The sequence below is a fragment of the Variovorax paradoxus genome (assembly GCF_009498455.1).
In the GTDB taxonomy this organism is placed as follows: domain Bacteria; phylum Pseudomonadota; class Gammaproteobacteria; order Burkholderiales; family Burkholderiaceae_C; genus Variovorax; species Variovorax paradoxus_H.
Genome location: NZ_CP045644.1, coordinates 4,866,657 through 4,881,610 on the forward strand (window position 1 = coordinate 4,866,657; position 14,954 = coordinate 4,881,610).

At 69.1% G+C, this 14,954-nt stretch carries 15 protein-coding genes and 1 tRNA gene; 9 read left to right on the forward strand and 7 right to left on the reverse strand.

The window, feature by feature from the left end:
• Nucleotides 1-10 precede the first annotated feature (10 nt).
• Complete coding sequence (locus GFK26_RS22425; protein WP_153283929.1) at nt 11-649, reverse strand: DUF1294 domain-containing protein; 639 nt, start codon at nt 647-649, stop codon at nt 11-13.
• A 286-nt stretch (nt 650-935) separates the two neighbouring features.
• Between GFK26_RS22425 and GFK26_RS22430 the strand changes: the two genes are divergently transcribed.
• The 3 genes from GFK26_RS22430 to GFK26_RS22440 all read left to right on the forward strand — a co-directional run bounded on the left by GFK26_RS22430 (nt 936) and on the right by GFK26_RS22440 (nt 5,001).
• Nucleotides 936-1,856: a DMT family transporter gene (locus GFK26_RS22430; protein ID WP_153283930.1), complete on the forward strand. Its 921-nt coding sequence runs from the start codon at nt 936-938 to the stop codon at nt 1,854-1,856.
• A gap of 7 nt (nt 1,857-1,863) precedes the next feature.
• Nucleotides 1,864-2,769, forward strand: a complete 906-nt coding sequence (locus GFK26_RS22435; RefSeq protein ID WP_153283931.1) for a hypothetical protein — start codon at nt 1,864-1,866, stop codon at nt 2,767-2,769.
• A gap of 144 nt (nt 2,770-2,913) precedes the next feature.
• Nucleotides 2,914-5,001, forward strand: coding sequence for an esterase-like activity of phytase family protein (locus GFK26_RS22440; protein ID WP_153283932.1), 2,088 nt, complete (start codon nt 2,914-2,916; stop codon nt 4,999-5,001).
• Nucleotides 5,002-5,007: 6 nt separating this feature from the next.
• Here the strand turns inward: GFK26_RS22440 and GFK26_RS22445 are convergent, their stop codons facing one another.
• On the reverse strand, nt 5,008-5,880 hold the full coding sequence (locus GFK26_RS22445; protein WP_153283933.1) for a CoA transferase: 873 nt from the start codon (nt 5,878-5,880) through the stop codon (nt 5,008-5,010).
• Nucleotides 5,881-6,036: 156 nt separating this feature from the next.
• On the opposite strand from GFK26_RS22445, the gene GFK26_RS22450 reads away from it, so the two are divergent.
• Both GFK26_RS22450 and GFK26_RS22455 read left to right on the forward strand, forming a co-directional pair.
• Nucleotides 6,037-6,939 (forward strand): SDR family oxidoreductase, encoded by a 903-nt coding sequence (locus GFK26_RS22450; RefSeq protein WP_153283934.1) that lies wholly within the window; start codon nt 6,037-6,039, stop codon nt 6,937-6,939.
• Between the two features lie 39 nt (nt 6,940-6,978).
• Nucleotides 6,979-7,590 carry a glutathione S-transferase gene (locus GFK26_RS22455; RefSeq protein ID WP_153283935.1) on the forward strand — a complete coding sequence of 204 codons (612 nt, stop codon included), beginning with the start codon at nt 6,979-6,981 and terminating at the stop codon, nt 7,588-7,590.
• 10 nt (nt 7,591-7,600) lie between these two features.
• Here GFK26_RS22455 and GFK26_RS22460 read toward each other — a convergent pair whose 3' ends face one another.
• The gene (locus GFK26_RS22460; RefSeq protein ID WP_153283936.1) at nt 7,601-7,990 is read right to left on the reverse strand and encodes a DUF488 domain-containing protein; all 390 of its coding nucleotides are present in this window, start codon (nt 7,988-7,990) and stop codon (nt 7,601-7,603) included.
• 41 nt (nt 7,991-8,031) lie between these two features.
• The gene (locus GFK26_RS22465) at nt 8,032-9,909 is read right to left on the reverse strand and encodes a PhoX family protein (RefSeq protein WP_153283937.1); all 1,878 of its coding nucleotides are present in this window, start codon (nt 9,907-9,909) and stop codon (nt 8,032-8,034) included.
• Between the two features lie 115 nt (nt 9,910-10,024).
• Between GFK26_RS22465 and GFK26_RS22470 the strand changes: the two genes are divergently transcribed.
• Nucleotides 10,025-10,852, forward strand: a complete 828-nt coding sequence (locus GFK26_RS22470) for a crotonase/enoyl-CoA hydratase family protein (RefSeq protein WP_153283938.1) — start codon at nt 10,025-10,027, stop codon at nt 10,850-10,852.
• Between the two features lie 317 nt (nt 10,853-11,169).
• Nucleotides 11,170-11,484 carry a hypothetical protein gene (locus GFK26_RS22475; RefSeq protein WP_062481586.1) on the forward strand — a complete coding sequence of 105 codons (315 nt, stop codon included), beginning with the start codon at nt 11,170-11,172 and terminating at the stop codon, nt 11,482-11,484.
• 21 nt (nt 11,485-11,505) lie between these two features.
• Here the strand turns inward: GFK26_RS22475 and GFK26_RS22480 are convergent, their stop codons facing one another.
• Entirely contained in the window at nt 11,506-12,792 is a 1,287-nt protein-coding gene (locus GFK26_RS22480) for an acyl-CoA dehydrogenase family protein (protein WP_153283939.1), read from the reverse strand.
• Nucleotides 12,793-12,931: 139 nt separating this feature from the next.
• Entirely contained in the window at nt 12,932-13,255 is a 324-nt protein-coding gene (locus GFK26_RS22485) for a hypothetical protein (protein ID WP_228121745.1), read from the reverse strand.
• 262 nt (nt 13,256-13,517) lie between these two features.
• On the opposite strand from GFK26_RS22485, the gene GFK26_RS22490 reads away from it, so the two are divergent.
• Together GFK26_RS22490 and GFK26_RS22495 are read left to right on the forward strand one after the other, a co-directional pair.
• Entirely contained in the window at nt 13,518-14,015 is a 498-nt protein-coding gene (locus tag GFK26_RS22490; protein WP_153283941.1) for a hypothetical protein, read from the forward strand.
• 48 nt (nt 14,016-14,063) lie between these two features.
• On the forward strand, nt 14,064-14,627 hold the full coding sequence (locus tag GFK26_RS22495; protein WP_153283942.1) for a hypothetical protein: 564 nt from the start codon (nt 14,064-14,066) through the stop codon (nt 14,625-14,627).
• A gap of 147 nt (nt 14,628-14,774) precedes the next feature.
• Here GFK26_RS22495 and GFK26_RS22500 read toward each other — a convergent pair.
• Nucleotides 14,775-14,851, reverse strand: a tRNA-Arg gene (locus GFK26_RS22500).
• Nucleotides 14,852-14,954 lie beyond the last annotated feature (103 nt).

Here is a 14,954-nt window from a genome sequence, read left to right on the forward strand (position 1 = left end):
GAAGGCGCGGTCAGGCAAAGACCGCGTGCTTCGACAGCCAGAACACCCACGCCCCCAGCGCCGCGCCATGCAGCGCGACCGTGACGTAGAACCTCCACAGGAAACTCGCCTTGCTCGACTTGTGCCGCAGCAGTCGCTGCGCGCACCACGCGCCCGGCCAGCCGCCCGCGAGCGCGAGCAGGTGCAGCGTGCTTTCCTGCGTGCGCCAGCGCCCGGCCTGCGCCGCGCTCTTGTCGAAGGCATAGGCCGCGAAGGTGAGCAGGCTCAGCCCCGCGACGACCGCCAGCGCGAGCAGCGGCAGTCGACCGAGCCACACGGCGGCGCTCAGACCGGCGGCGTAGACCACGATCAGCCACGCGCCCCACGGCGTGCCGGCCGCTCGGCGACTCGAAGGCTGGCGCGGCTGCGCGCGTGATGCTACGCGGGGCATGGCAGCCGCCGTGGTCGCAGCCTCCACAGCCACCGCCCGCGGCCCTTTGCCGCCGACATGGATTTCGTCGAAGCGCACCGCCATGCCGACCTGCGGCTTCAGCTGTCGATCGCGAAAGTCGCGCAGGTGCACGAACACGTCGGCCGACACCTCCGGACTGCGGATGAAACCGAAGCCGCGCTCGGCCTCCCAACGAACGAGTCGACCTTGGCGCTTCATGAAATCCGGTGAAAAAGGGCAGGGTACATGCGGGCGATTCTCTCTTGTGGGCCTGCGATCGCGCTCCTATCATCGGCCGCTCATGCACCTGCATCACTCCCCCCCTCCGTCGACCCGCCGCTGACGTTCGCGCGCTTCGTGCCGCGCCCGTCAGACCCGCAAGTGGTCGCTGCCGTCCGCCTTCTTCGCTGAATGAAGAACGCCGGGCGGTGGCCGGATGGTCATGCCCGCCCCCGCAATGCGTCGACACAACGCCGCGGCGGTGGGCTTCACGGAGAGTTTCAACATGAATGCAAGAACAACGGCCGCCCTGGCCTGGGGCGGCGTGCTGCTGGCCGGCGTGCTCTGGGGCGGCGGCGCGCTGGTGGCGCAATTCCTGATCGACGGCGGCATCGCGCCGCACAGCCTGTCGCTCGCGCGCTTCGCGCTCGGCATGCCGCTGCTGTGGTGGCTGCACTGGCGGGCGACGCGGCGTTCACCGGCGGCCAATGCCGGATGGCGCCACCTGACGCGGCGCGAGCAAGGCCACGTCGTCGGCACCGGCGCCGCGATGGCGCTGAACGTGAGCTGCTGGTTCGCGGGCATCGCGCACCTGGGCGCGGCATTGCCGACGGTGATCTCGATCTGCTGCGCGCCATTGATCGTGGCCTGCGTGTCGGTGCTGCGCGGCTATGAGCCCTTCGGCGTACGTCTGCTCAGTGGCCTCGTCCTCGCGCTGGCGGGCGTGCTGCTGCTGGTGATGCCGACCGGTGGCTGGGGCGCCTTGCCGATGGGGTACGGCGCGGGGCTGGCGTGGTCCTTCGGCTCGGCCGTCTGCTATGCGCTGGTGGTGCTGGGCAACGCGCGCATGCCGGCGCGGGTGCCGGCCGTGACCGCGTCCGCCTGGGGCATGAGCGCCGCGGCGCTGTGCATGCTCGGCGTCGCCGGTGCGAACGGCATCACCTGGCCCGCGGGCGCGGCGCAATGGACAGGCGCGGCCTACACCGGCGTGGCGACCACCTCGGTGGCGTACCTGGCCTTCGCCTGGGGCGCGCGCCGGCTGTCGCCGACGGCGGCGGTGGTCGGCACGCTGATCGAGCCCTTGGTGGCGGCCTGGCTCGCGGCGCTGTGGCTGGCCCAGCCGATGGCGCCGCGGCAATGGCTGGGCGCGGCGTTGCTGGCGGGCGCGATGCTGCTGCTGGTGCGGCGGAACCGGGGTATCGTGTAGCCCCATGATGAGCAGTTCGCCCCCCGTGCCGGTTTCGTGGAATCGCATCCTCGCGACGGCCGCGTGCTGCGGCGTGTCGCTGCTGGCGCAGGCGGCGGCCCCCGAAGCCTCTGCGCCCACGGGCCCCCAGGCCCTGCGCGCTGAGCACCAGAAGCTCGGCGACAAGCTCGACCAGAGCCGCTTCGGGCGCCCCGTGCAGCTCAACTCCACCGAGACGCCCGGCGGCCTCGAGGGCGACATCTATGCCGTGGTCGAGCATCCGCTGTCGAAGGTCAGCGCGGCGCTCAAGGGTTCGGACCACTGGTGCGAACTGCTCACGCTGCACATCAACAACCGGCGCTGCCGCGTCAGCACCTCGCCGCAGGGCAAGGAGACGCTCACGCTGTTCGTGGTGCGCCGCTACGACAAGCCGGTCGACCAGGCTTTCGAACTGCCTTTCGTCTACCGCGTGGCCAGTGCCACGCCCGAGCACCTGCAGGTCGAGATGTCGGCCGACACCGGCCCGTTCGGCACCAGCAACTACCGCGTGCGGCTCGAGGCGGTGGCGCTCGACGAGCGCAAGACCTTCCTGCACTTCAGCTACGGCTACGACCACAACACGATGGTGCGGCTCGCCACGCAGGCCTACCTGGCCACCTTCGGGAGCAGCAAGGTCGGGTTCACCGTGGTGGGCAAGGGCGCCGACGGCCAGCCCGAGTACATCCGGGGCCTGCGCGGGCTCGTGGAGCGCAATGCGATGCGCTACTTCCTCACGCTCGACGCGTACCTCGCCACCGGCAGCAACGAGCCGGCCGAGCGCCGTCAGCGCTATTGGTTCGCGGCGGCCGAGCGCTATCCGCGCCAACTGCACGAGGTCGATCTCGACACCTACCTCGCGGTGAAGCGCGAAGACCGCCAGCGCGACGGTCGCTGAAAACACGGCGCCCACCACGCAACCTTTCGGTTGCAGTTTCACGGGCTTGTCATCTGCCTCGGCATTAATCGCCGGGGCTTGCGCCTTTGCGCGGGCGCATCACAAGGACAACAAGCAATGCGCAAGACAACAAGAGGATCGAGGATGGGATGGCTGGCACTCGTGGGTGCTGGCGCGGTGCTGACCGCTTGCGGCGGCGGCAGCGGCGGCGGGGGCGGCTGGTCGTTCCCCGTGGGCGGCGGTGGCGGCACGACCAACCCGCCCGCTGCGCAATCGAAGACCGGCACCTTCCTCGATGCCGCCGTGGAAGGGCTCGACTACGTGGCCGGCAGCGCCGCCAAGGCCGCCACCAACGCCAAGGGCGAATTCAGCTGCGCCGACGGCGAGACCGTCACTTTCAGCGCCGGCGCACTGGCGCTGGGCAGCGCCGCATGCGGCGAGACGATCACCCCGCTGACCCTGGCCGGCGGCAGCGACGTGAAGGCCGATGCGGTGGTCAACCGCCTGCTCGCGCTGCAGAGCTTCGACGACGACCGCGACCCCGCCAACGGCATCCGCCTGACGCCCGCGCTCAAGGCCGCGCTGACGGCCGGCGCGCTCGACTTCAATGCCACGCCCGACGCCTTCCATACCGCGCTCAACGCGGTGCTGGCCGCGCTGCCCGCTCCCTACAATGCCCGCATGGTCGACTCGAACCGCCGCATGCTGGCCCGCGAACACTTCGAGGACACGCTGGCCTCGCGCCTGGCCGCACCGGTCACCGAAGCGTCGACGCAAACCAACCAGCTCGGCGCCATCGGCATTGCCGTCACGCGCTACCAGCTGCAGGCCGAGGCCCGCTTCCACGTGCCCTACGAGGGCGACAACCCGAGCATCAAGGCCGACTTTCCGCAAGGCTTCCTGCCGGCCTACGGCTCGGGCCTGGCGTTCAAAGGCAAGGCCGAAGACGGCGCGCTCGAGTTCTACGCCATCACCGACCGCGGCCCGAACGGCGACGGACCGACCGCCCCCGTGCCCGGCGCCGGCGATGGTGTCACCAGCACCAGCAAGGTGTTCCCGGCGCCGTCGTTCGCGCCGAGCTTCGGCATCGTGCGCATCGGCAAGACCGGCGCGGTGCTCAGCACCAGCGTGCCGCTCAAGCGCGACGCCAACACGAAGATCACCGGCCTGCCGCCGCGCTCGGGCGTGGGCTCGACCGGCGAGACCCCGCTGAACGACCAATACAAGTTCGACGAGGCCAAGGCCGGCTACGACGCCCACGGCCTCGATCCCGAGACGCTGGTGCTCGACAAGGCGCGCAACGTGCTGTGGACCAGCGACGAGTACGGCCCTTTCATCGCGCGCCTGAACATCGCCACCGGCCTGGTCGAGAAGAAGTACGCGCCCGGCCCCGGTGCCACCGACCTGCCGGCGGTGCTGGCCCAGCGCCGCCCCAACCGCGGCATGGAAGGCCTGACGCTCGATGCGGCCAGCGGCGTGCTGCACGGCTTCCTGCAGAGCCCGATCGATCCGCGCGATGCCAACGGCAAGTCGATCAAGGCCAAGCCGCCGGGCGGCACCAACACCGACGTGCGCCACATCGCGAAGTTCACGCGCTGGCTCGCGTTCGATCCGGCCACCGAGACCTCGAAGCTCTACGCCTACCCGATCGATGGCAGCCAGTACGACAAGGACCGCACGGGCAACGCCAAGCTCGGCGACGTGGTGAGCCTGGGCAACGGCCGCTTCATCGTCATCGAGCAGGGCGCGCGCAAGAGCGACGGCAAGGTGTTCAACAAGCTGATGCTGGTGGAGCTGCCGGCCAACGCGACGAACATCGCCGCCCCCGAGTTCGATCACAACCTCGAGATCAGCAGCATCACGCAGGCACCGTCGAACGGCATGGACTATTCGACCGTGGTGACGATGCGCAAGACCGAGCTGCTAGACCTCAACGTGCTGGGCTGGCTGGCCGAGAAGGCCGAGGGCCTGACGGTCGTCGACGACCAGACCCTGGCGCTGGTGAACGACAACGACTTCGGCCTGGGCACGGTGCTGCTCGGCGCCGATGGCAAGACCGTGGCCGGCAGCGTCGAAGACTGCACGGTCGATGTCAAGGGCGAGCTCAGCAAGTGCCCCGCGGGCACCGTCAGCGCGCGCATCACACGCGGCTCCGACCTGGAGCGGCCGACGCGCATCTGGCTCATCAAGCTCGATCGCAAGCTCAGCGAGCTGCGCCTGCCGGCGCTCTGAGCGCCGTCAGTCGGCCAGCGTGAGCAGCGGCACGTCGCGCTCGCGGCCCATGGCTTCCAGCTCGGCGCGCGTGCGCGTCGCGAGCCAGGCGGCCAGCGCTGTGTGCGTGGCCGGCGCCATCATGTCCGGCGGCGCCACGCCGGCCACGTCGCACAGGCGCGCCGCGAAATGCGGCTCCAACGCCGCCACCGCCACGCGGCCGTCGGCGCAGGGATAGACGCGGTAGCCCGCGTGCGCACCGCCCACCGCGCCTTCGGGCTTCGTCAGGCCCCAGGTGCGGGGCAGGGCGAGCCAGTCGGCCGAGGCGTTCAGCGCCACCTCGAGGTACACGCCGCCGCGCTGACGGGTCTGTTGCAGCATGGCTTTGAGCACCGCCTCGCTCGCGAGCAGCGCGCCGCCCATGTCGGCGTACAGCGTGGGCGGCAACTCGGTGCCGGTGACGAGGCCGCTTTCGGCGAGGTAGGTAAGGTCGTGCCCCGGCTCCTCGGCGCGATCGCCCGGTGCGCCGACGATGGCGACCTGCGACAGCGCCGGGTGGCGCGCCTGCAGCGTGGCCCAATCGAGCTTCAGCTTCTGCAGCGCCGAGGGGCGGAACGAGGTCAGCAGCACGGCGGTGCTGGCGAGCTCGGCGTGCAGCAGCTCCTGCCCAGCCTCGCTCTTCAGGTCGACCGTGCGGACCTCGACGCCCTCGTGCAGCGCGGTGTAGGCGGGCCGGTTGTACAGCCCCATCGGATCGCCACCGGGCGGCTCCAGCTTGAGGCAGGTCGCGCCCATCGCGCGGCAGCGCAGCAGCGCGGCGGGGCCCGGCAGGTTGAGCGCGAGGCTCAGCACGCGCACGCCGTCGAGCGGCAGGAAGGAAGCATCGGCGGAACGGGGCATGGGTGGTGTGTCCGGAAGGTGCAGGGAAAAGGGGGCGCGGCCATTTTCACCCGCCGGCAAAGCCAGATTCCGCAAGCCACGGCGCCTTGGCGGTCGTAGCATGCGGCGATGGCAGCACGCGCTCCTGCCGCTGCCGCAACGCCAAGGAGACCCCTCATGTTCGAAGCATCCCTGATGCGCGGCCAGCGCATCCTCGTCACCGGCGGCGGCACCGGCCTCGGCCGTGCCATGGCCGAGCGATTCCTGAGCCTGGGCGCCGACGTCGCCATCTGCGGCCGGCGCCAGGCGGTCTGCGAGGAAACCGCCGCTGCCTGGCGCCAGCAGTTTCCCGATCGGCGCATCGATGCCTTCGGCGTCGACATCCGCATCGCGCAGCAGGTCGACGACATGGTCGAGAGCCTGTTCCAGAGCGGCGGGCTCACGGGCCTCGTGAACAACGCGGCGGGCAACTTCGTCTCGCCGACCGAGAGCCTGTCGCCGCGCGCCTTCGACGCCGTGGCCGACATCGTGTTCCACGGCAGCTTCTACGTGACGCAGGCCGTGGGCAAGCGCTGGGTGGCGCAGGCCAAGTCGGGCCAATGGAAGCCGGGCGACGCCTATCGCAGCGTGATGAGCATCATCGTCACCTGGGTCGACAACGGCAGCCCCTACGTCGTGCCTTCGGCGATGAGCAAGGCCGGCATCGAGGTCATGACCAAGTCGCTCGCGGTGGAGTGGGCGCGCCACGGCATCCGCCTGAACGCCGTGGGCCCCGGCGAGATTCCGACCGAAGGCATGAGCAAGCGCCTGAACCCCGGCGAGGAGCCCGGCGCACGCAGCATCAAGACCAACCCGATGGCGCGCGTGGGCCGCATGAGCGAGCTGCAGAACCTTGCGTCGTTCCTGATGGCGCCGGGCCAGTGCGACTGGCTCACGGGCCAGAGCATCATGATGGACGGCGGCAACGCACTGGCCACCGGCGGCAACTTCTACGAGCTGCGCGAGTGGAGCGACGCCGACTGGCTGGCCGCGCGCGAACGCATCGAGGCGCAGAACCAGAAGGACAAGGCGCAGCGCTGAAGGCCGCGTTATCGTGGCGTTCTTTTGTCAGGAGAACCCATGCAACTCGTCGGCATGCTCGACTCGCCTTTTGTCCGCCGCGCCGCCATCTCGCTGCGGTTGCTCGGCCTTGATTTCGAGCACCGCTCGATCTCGGTCTTCAGCACCTTCGAACAGTTCCGCGCGATCAACCCGGTGGTCAAGGCCCCGACGCTGGTGTGCGACGACGGCACGGTGCTGATGGACTCGACACTCATCATCGACCATGCGCAGGCGGTCGCTGGCCGCAGCTTGTTTCCCTCTGATTCGGTGGGCCGGTTGCGTGACCTGCGCCTCACAGGGCTCGCGCTCGCGGCCTGCGAGAAGACGGTGCAGATCGTCTACGAGCGCAACCTGCGGCCTGCCGAGAAGCTGCACCAGCCATGGGTCGATCGCGTGCAGGGTCAGCTGAACACGGCGTATGCGGAGCTGGAGCGCGAACTGGTCGCAGAGCCGCTGGCAGCACCTGCAGAACGCACGATCACGCAGGGCGGCATTTCGGCGGCGGTGGCCTGGACCTTCACGCAATTCATCCTGCCCGACGCGGTGCGCCCGTCGGGCTTTCCGCTGCTCGCCGCCTACACGGCGCAGGCCGAGCAACTGCCGGTGTTCGTCGGCGCGCCGCTGGTCTGAGCGACCGCGCTCAGGTTGCGATGTCCGCCCCGCGCTCGGCCAGCAGGCTGCGCAGCAGCGAGCGGTGGCAGCGCGACTCGTCCTCGCAGTAGCAGCCGACCGCCAGCGCGGCCGTGTGCGAGAGCGCCGCGAGCAGGTCGAGGCTGCGGCTCGCGTCGGCCTCGGCCATCTCGGTCTTGTACTTGCGCATGAAGGCGTTCCATTGCGCGGGAGTCTCCGCCTCTTGACCCAGCTTCATCGTCTCGGCGGACGGTGCGAGGTTGGGGTACCACACGTCGTACCAGTTCTGCGAGGCGAACTCGGTCTTCGGCACACCGCGCGGCGGACGGCGCACGGTGCCGATACGCAGGCCCTCGCCGGGTGCGCGCGGGGTGCCGAGACGGACGATGCGGATGCTCATGGCGTCAACCTCCTGGGGCTGTTGTGGTGCGGGTGTTTTTGTCAGGTGCCTACGATACCGCCGTCGCGCCGGCGGATCGCCAGCGTGGCCGAGCGCGGGCGTGCGCTGCCAAGCTGCGTGCCATCGGGCCAGGCGCTGTTGTGCTTCGCGTCGCCGTCGTCGCGCGATTCGCCCGGGTGCTGGATGTTGACGAACAGCGTGCGCCGGTCGGGCGTGACCACGCAGCCCGTGATCTCGCAGCCGTTGGGCCCGGTCAGAAAACGCTGGATGCGGCCCGTGGCCGGGTCGGCGCACAGCATCTGGTTGTTGCCGAGCGCGGCATAGGGCGGCTTGCCGATGGCCTGGCCGCTCATGTCGGTCTGGATCCAGAGCAGCCCGCCGCTGTCGAAGTGCAGGCCGTCGGGGCAGCCGAACGCGTCGGCGCTGTCGCTGGGGTAGCGCGTGCCGGCGCCGGGCTGCGCGGGGTCGCCCGCGAGCGCGTAGTGGTCCCACGCGAAGGCGGTGCTCGCCGCGTCGCCGCCGTCTTCACGCCAGCGCAGGATGCCGCCGAAGAAGTTGGGCGCGCGCGGGTTGGCGGCGTCGGCGCCGGGCTTGCCGAGGTCGCCGCGCTGCGCGTTGTTGGTGAGCGTGACGTACACCTCGCCGCTGTGCGGATGCACGGCGATCCATTCGGGCCGGTCCATCTTCGTGCCGCCGACGATGTCGCCTGCGAGCCGCGCGTGGACCAGCACTTCGGCTTGGTCCGCGAAGCCGCTGGCTGCGTCGATGCCGTGGCGGCCGTGCACGAGTTCGAGCCAGCGCCCGCGACCGTCGGCGTCGAAGCGCGCGACATGCAGCGTGCCCTCGTCGAGCAGGTGCCGGTTGGCCGCGCGTGCGGCGGCATCGGTGCCGGGGCGCACGGTGTCGCGGCTCACGAACTTGTAGATGTATTCGAAGCGCGCGTCGTCGCCCATGTAGACCACCGCGCGGCCGTCCTTGGCCACGGTGCAACTCGCGCTTTCCTGTCGCTTGCGGCCGAGCGCGGTGCGCTTGACGGGCACCGATTCGGGGTCGAAGGGATCGATCTCGACCACCCAGCCGAAGCGGTGCGGCTCGTTCGGATGACGGCTCAGGTCGAAGCGCTCGTCGAAGCGCCAGTACTCGACCCACTGCGCGCCTGGCACCGTGCCGTAGCGACGCTGCGCGGGTGTCGCGTTCTTGGCTGCTTCTTTCGGGCCGCCGAAATAGCCATGAAAGTTCTCCTCGCAGGTCAGGTAGGTGCCCCAGGGCGTGACGCCCATCGCGCAGTTGGCGAAGGTGCCGAAGACGCGCGTGCCTGTGGGGTCTGCGGCGGTGCGCATCAGCGGCGTGCCCGCGGCGGGGCCGGCGATGCGCATCGGCGTGCGGCCGTGCACGCGGCGCGCGTAGGGCGAGGGCAGCACCTGGCGCCAGCCTTCGGGTGTGCGGCGGACCTCGATGATCGACACGCCCATCGCATGCAGCGACTTGCGAACCTTGTCGGCGTTCCAGACCTTCACGCCGTCGGTGTGCAGCAGTTGCTCGTCGGTGTACTCGTGGTTCATCACGAGCAGGCCGCGCTCGCCGCGCGCATCGAGCGCAAAGAAGTGCATGCCGTCGTGGTGCATGCCTGCCTGCAGGGCCTGCTCGTCGGCGCTGTTGGCGGCATCGGGTGCGAAGGCCGGCATGCGGCCCGCCAGGCCCGTGGGCGCACCCCAGGGGTAGAGCATCTGCCACTCGTATTCGGGCGGTACCACCACCGCGTCGCGTTGCGAGATGGGCACGCTGGTGAAGAAGCGCGAAGGCGGCGTCGTGCCCGTGGAAGGCGGCAACTGCGAACGCGCGCAGCCTTGTCCGAACAGCGCGACCACGGCGGCGGTCGCGCCCGATTGCAGGAGAAAGTGACGGCGGTCCAGAGACATGGCGAAGGGGCAGAGGTGTTGGGTCGGCGACAGTGCGCATCATCGCCCAGCGGCCCACCCGCGCGATACTGGACCGATACCCCCTAGCGACATAGAGACCGACAGGAGACATGCAATGAGCGACCGTATCGAATGGACCCGCCACGCCGACGGCGTGGTGGAACTGCAGCTGGCGCGCGCCGACAAGATGAACGCGCTCGACCCCGCGATGTTCGACGCGCTGGTCGAAGCCGGCGAAGCTTTGCGCGACGACAGGAGCGTGCGCGCCGTGGTCATCGCCGGCCGTGGCAAGGCCTTCTGCGCGGGGCTCGACATGGCCTCGTTCGAACGCATGGGGCAGGGCGCCGCCAGCGACGTGCTGGGCGCGGCGGCCGGCGGCACCGACCTCATTGCGCGCACGCATGGCATCGCGAATGCCGCGCAGCAGGTGGCGATGGTGTGGCGCGACGTGCCGGTGCCGGTCATTGCGGCCGTGCACGGCGTGGCCTTCGGCGGCGGGCTTCAGGTGGCGCTGGGCGCCGACATCCGGCTCGTGGCGGCCGACGCCAAGCTGTCGGTGATGGAGATCAAGTGGGGCCTCGTGCCCGACATGGCGGGCATGGTGCTGATGCGCGAGCTGGCGCGCACCGACGTCGTGCGCGAACTCACGTTCACCGGCCGCATCTTCTCGGGCGAAGAGGCAGTGCGCCTGGGCCTGGCCACGCGCGTGGCCGCCGACCCGTTGGCCGAGGCGCTGCAGATGGCGCACGAGATTGCGGCCAGGAGCCCCGACGCGATCCGCGCCGGCAAGCGGCTGCTGAACGCCTCGCTCGCGCACAGCGCCGCCGAGTTGCTGATCGCCGAGTCGGTCGAGCAGCAGGCGCTCATCGGCAGCCCGAACCAGCTCGAAGCCGTGAAGGCCAACATCGAGCGGCGCGCGCCGCAGTTCAGCGCGCCGGCCTGAGCATCTCTCGCTCGTTGTCTTCAAGCGCCTCGCGTTGCAAAAACAACGCGAGGCGCGCTGTTTTGCGCGCCCAATTCGGGCCGCAAAAGGTGCCATGACAACATTTCGTATGCCAAAAATCGTACACAAAGTGCGCCCTCCGTGTCTTTGTGTAAGAATTAAGTAGTTGTTTTCCCGAGCAATTCGACGGAATTGGCGGCACTTTGTGTGCAGAAGGTCACGTCTTGCCGTATGCCCGCGGTCGGGAAAATGGGTATCGGAGTCACACTCGAAAACAATTAATCAACTTTTTGCTTTGGCTGGCGACGGCGTTCCGCATGTCGACGAATACGTTTTTCTGCAATCTCAGCGTGCCCATCCTCGTCGGCGAGGACCGCTACAAGTACGTCCCGATCGTGGGGGTGTTTCGCAGCATCCCCATCGAGCAGGTCGATGAGTGGGTGATGCACCCCGACGGCCGTCCGCGCAGCGATCGCGAACTCGCCGCCGAAGTGCTGATCGAAATCCGCAAGCCGCTCGGCACCAGCGGCCACACGGCGCCGAACGCCTTCGACGTGGCCGACATCCTGCAGCTCGATCGCGCAGCGGCCATCGTGGTGTCGACCTTTCTCGCGGCGCTGCCGCGGGTCTGAACACCTTCCTCGCCGCGCGTCTCAGCTCGCGATGGCTCCCACGGCCCAGTAGAAGGTTGGTCGCGCGCCATTGAGCAGGTGGTCGCCCACCACGCGCCCCTTGTAGATCGTCGGGTTGTGCGACGCCAGCGTGCGCGCATTGCGCCAGTGCCGGTCGAGCCGACGGTCTTCCTGCAGCGCCGAAGCGCTCCCGATGTCGAACAGCCGCGTGCCGGCCTGCAGCACCGCATCGACAATGCCCGCCTGCGCCTTGGCCGTGTTCAGCTCCACCTCGAACAGCAGCTGCTCGGGCACGGCCTCGCCGCGCTGCAGGTGGCGGTCGACTTCGCCCAGGCCGCGCGCCACCGCCTGCACGGTTGACGCGGCCACGAAGGCCGTGCTCGCGAGCTGGCCGATCACCTGCTGCACCAATGGGTCTTCGCGCGGCGTGGCGCCGCTGCCGTGGCTGTAGACGCGCTTGCGCGGCTGCACGAAGGCCACCGCGTCGCGCACGATGGCGCGGGCGATGCCGGCCAGCGTGGCGAGGTGCGTGAGCTGGAAGTGCGCGGTGAGCGGTGTCGGCTGATCGCGCACGTACAGCAGCACATGCTCTGGCTTCACGCGCACCTGCCGGAAGCGCGTCGTGCCCGAGGCGCTCAGGCGCTGTCCGAAGCCGCGCCAGTCGTCGACACGCTCGACACCTGCTGCCTCCGCAGGCACGAGGGCGATCACGCGGTCGCTGCTGCCGTCGTCGTTCAGGCGTTGCGCCGCGACCGAGATCCAGTCGGCGTAGAGCGTGCCGGTGCTGTAGAACTTGTCGCCGTCGAGCCGCCATGCATCGGCGCTGTCCTGCTTGTCGCGCGTCAGCGTGGTCTGCAGGGCGCCGAGTGCGCCTTCGCCGAGTTCGGTGGTGGCGTTGCCGAAGATCACGCCGTCGGCCGCGAGACGCATCCAGGGGCCGTGCAAGGCCGGATCGATCTCGGCGAACAGGCGCTCGATGAAGCCGAAGTGGGCGCGAAGAATCTGCGGCAGGTTGGAGTCGGCCTCGCCGAGTTCGATGAGCAGGTCGTACAGCTGCTCGACCGATGCACCGAGGCCACCGTGTGAGAGCGGCACGCGCAGCGCACCGAAGCGGGCGGCCTTGAGCCAGGCCACCGGCGCGTAGGCCAGCTCGCGGTCGTGCTCGCGCTGCGCCGCGTGCTCGGCGATGCGGTCGAAGACGGGGCGAAAGCGCTCGGCCAGTTGCTGCGAAGAGGGCGCGAGCGGGGAAGGGCGGGCGGAAGCCGTGGGCGCGACAGGGCGCGTCGGCGTGTCGTGGATGGATGACATGGCGAGCCAGGCGGCCCCGAGGGCGCGCCGGGAAAAGAGCGATACAGGCGTGGGACTGTGCCCGCGCCATGCCTTCACTGGGAAATACGCTTTTCGTGTTTTCTTATGCGCTGCGAATGAACGCGCACGGTGCCGCAGCTCAGATCGCCTTGACCTCGAAGTACGCCTCGTCCGTATCGCCCAGGTCGCGAAAGCCCGCCTTGCGCGCGGCGTCGTAGGCCTTGATCCAGCGCGCGGCCAGGGCGATCTCGGTCTTGGTGAGGTCGGTGTCGCTCGATTCGCTGGCGTTCTGGAAGGCGCGCATCACCGGCAGCACGTCGGCGCCCAGTTGCTTCTCGAGTTCGCGCCGGAAGCGTTGTTCTGCGATCCTGACCGCGTCGGCCGACGAATGGGGGTAGTCGATCAGCTTGGCGGAGAAGGCTTCGCGCAGCTCGTCTTTTTCGGATGCCTCAGGCAGGACCATGGGGGCGGGCTCGTGAAAGTGGAAGACGGTCGAGGGCGGCGGTGCCGGCCGGGGGAAGAAGAGTTCAGCTTGGGTCATGGCTCACCCACGCGTTGGACTGGGATGCGTTCTTCTGCATGTGGATTCCTTGAGAATACTGTTTAAATGTACAGTATTGAATCAACAATTCAAATGGCAAACAGCAGGCATGTGTGCTGCAAGCCCTCTGCTCTAATGGCGCCTCGCCGGGGAGGCCCAGGCTTGTTTCGCAGAGGAAGGCGACGTGCAGATGGATTGGATAACCGTCCTTGGGACCGTCGGAGTGATCGTCTTTCAGGGGCTGTCGTTCTGGTTCCTCTACTGGCTCTGGAAGAAGCTTCGCACGCCCAAGGCGCCGCGGGCGGGTGCTGCGCCCGTCGTTATCAAGGGCGGGGCGGTGCCCGTCGTGGCCACGTTCACTGGCCTGCGCGGACTGCCGTGGGTGGCGCTGGCGACCAACAGCCTGAACCCTGTCTTGCGCATCGAAAGCGGGCAGCTCGTGTACCGCGTCCTGCGCCAGCGCCAGCGTCCGTTCGCGGACATCCGCGAGGTCGATGTGCGCGAGGCCTACGGCACCTTCAACCTGATCTTCGAGTTCCACGACGCGCGGCGGACCTTCGTGGCCAATGTGGGCTCCGCGGCGCGTGGCGCACAGGCGTTGTCGTTGTTGCCCGAGAGCGTGCCGCTCTCCGGTCGTGTGCGGGAGGCGTTGCTGCCGGCGGGTGCCAAGTCCGGGGCGTGACTCTGAGGGCATCGGCAGCCGGTGTCGATGATCTGTGAGCTGCGATGCATGCATCGCTACTACCATCGCGCCATGCGCCTCACCTTCCTCGCCAGCCTTCTTCTGATCGCCAGCGGCATGGCCCATGCCCAGCAGGTCTACCGATGCGGCAACCAGTACAGCGGCGAGCCGTGTGGCGGTGGTGGAGGCCGCGTGGTCGATGTGTCGCCGCCGGTGCGCAACCTCGAGGCGGCAGGCGCGTCCCAGGTGTTTCTCTGCGTGAGCAACAGCGGCGGGCGGTTCTGGTCGGCGAACCACTGCCGCGAGCGGGGTGCGCTGGTCGAGCGCATCGAGCCCGTTCCGGGCGGGCTGCCGTGGGAGCAGCAGGTGGAGATTGCCGACCAGCAGACCCGGCGCGGCCATGCGGTCCAGCAGCAGGCCGCGCAGCAACGCGGTGCGATGTCGCCGGGCGTGACGGGGAGCAATGGCGGCACCTCGCGTTGCGCACACTTCAATGAGCGGGTGGCGTACTACGACCGCTTGGCGCGACAGCCGCAGAGCGGCGCGACCCAATCGTGGATCGCCGAGCAGCGCAAGGAGGCGCGCGATCAGCAGTTCAGGGCGCGGTGCTGAGCGTCAGGCACTGCATTCGCGCGACACCGAGGCTGTGCATTCCGTTCGCGTCGTTGGCAGTGATGCAAGAGGCGCTTGGGGTCCCGCAGATGGGGAAGCGGCATCGCAAGTTAGAGAAACCTGCTGCGGCCAGGGGAGGGGCGCAATTGGCCTGCCCGGAGGGGATCGAACCCCCGACAACCTGCTTAGAAGGCAGGTGCTCTATCCAACTGAGCTACGGGCAGATTCCGGTTGAGATGCGAGGGCCGGAGCCTTCAATTCTCGGGCCGCAAGAAATGCGGGAACAGACCGAAAAATCAACGGCCTGAACGCTTCTGCCTCTGACCG

Excerpts from the sequence above, each read along its gene's own strand:
- GFK26_RS22425 (WP_153283929.1), bottom strand. The coding sequence starts at position 649 with ATGAAGCGCCAAGGTCGACTCGTTCGTTGGGAGGCCGAGCGCGGCTTC.
- GFK26_RS22430 (WP_153283930.1), top strand. The coding sequence starts at position 936 with ATGAATGCAAGAACAACGGCCGCCCTGGCCTGGGGCGGCGTGCTGCTG.
- GFK26_RS22435 (WP_153283931.1), top strand. The coding sequence starts at position 1,864 with ATGAGCAGTTCGCCCCCCGTGCCGGTTTCGTGGAATCGCATCCTCGCG.
- GFK26_RS22440 (WP_153283932.1), top strand. The coding sequence starts at position 2,914 with ATGGGATGGCTGGCACTCGTGGGTGCTGGCGCGGTGCTGACCGCTTGC.
- GFK26_RS22445 (WP_153283933.1), bottom strand. The coding sequence starts at position 5,880 with ATGCCCCGTTCCGCCGATGCTTCCTTCCTGCCGCTCGACGGCGTGCGC.
- GFK26_RS22450 (WP_153283934.1), top strand. The coding sequence starts at position 6,037 with ATGTTCGAAGCATCCCTGATGCGCGGCCAGCGCATCCTCGTCACCGGC.
- GFK26_RS22455 (WP_153283935.1), top strand. The coding sequence starts at position 6,979 with ATGCAACTCGTCGGCATGCTCGACTCGCCTTTTGTCCGCCGCGCCGCC.
- GFK26_RS22460 (WP_153283936.1), bottom strand. The coding sequence starts at position 7,990 with ATGAGCATCCGCATCGTCCGTCTCGGCACCCCGCGCGCACCCGGCGAG.
- GFK26_RS22465 (WP_153283937.1), bottom strand. The coding sequence starts at position 9,909 with ATGTCTCTGGACCGCCGTCACTTTCTCCTGCAATCGGGCGCGACCGCC.
- GFK26_RS22470 (WP_153283938.1), top strand. The coding sequence starts at position 10,025 with ATGAGCGACCGTATCGAATGGACCCGCCACGCCGACGGCGTGGTGGAA.
- GFK26_RS22475 (WP_062481586.1), top strand. The coding sequence starts at position 11,170 with ATGTCGACGAATACGTTTTTCTGCAATCTCAGCGTGCCCATCCTCGTC.
- GFK26_RS22480 (WP_153283939.1), bottom strand. The coding sequence starts at position 12,792 with ATGTCATCCATCCACGACACGCCGACGCGCCCTGTCGCGCCCACGGCT.
- GFK26_RS22485 (WP_228121745.1), bottom strand. The coding sequence starts at position 13,255 with ATGGTCCTGCCTGAGGCATCCGAAAAAGACGAGCTGCGCGAAGCCTTC.
- GFK26_RS22495 (WP_153283942.1), top strand. The coding sequence starts at position 14,064 with ATGCATCGCTACTACCATCGCGCCATGCGCCTCACCTTCCTCGCCAGC.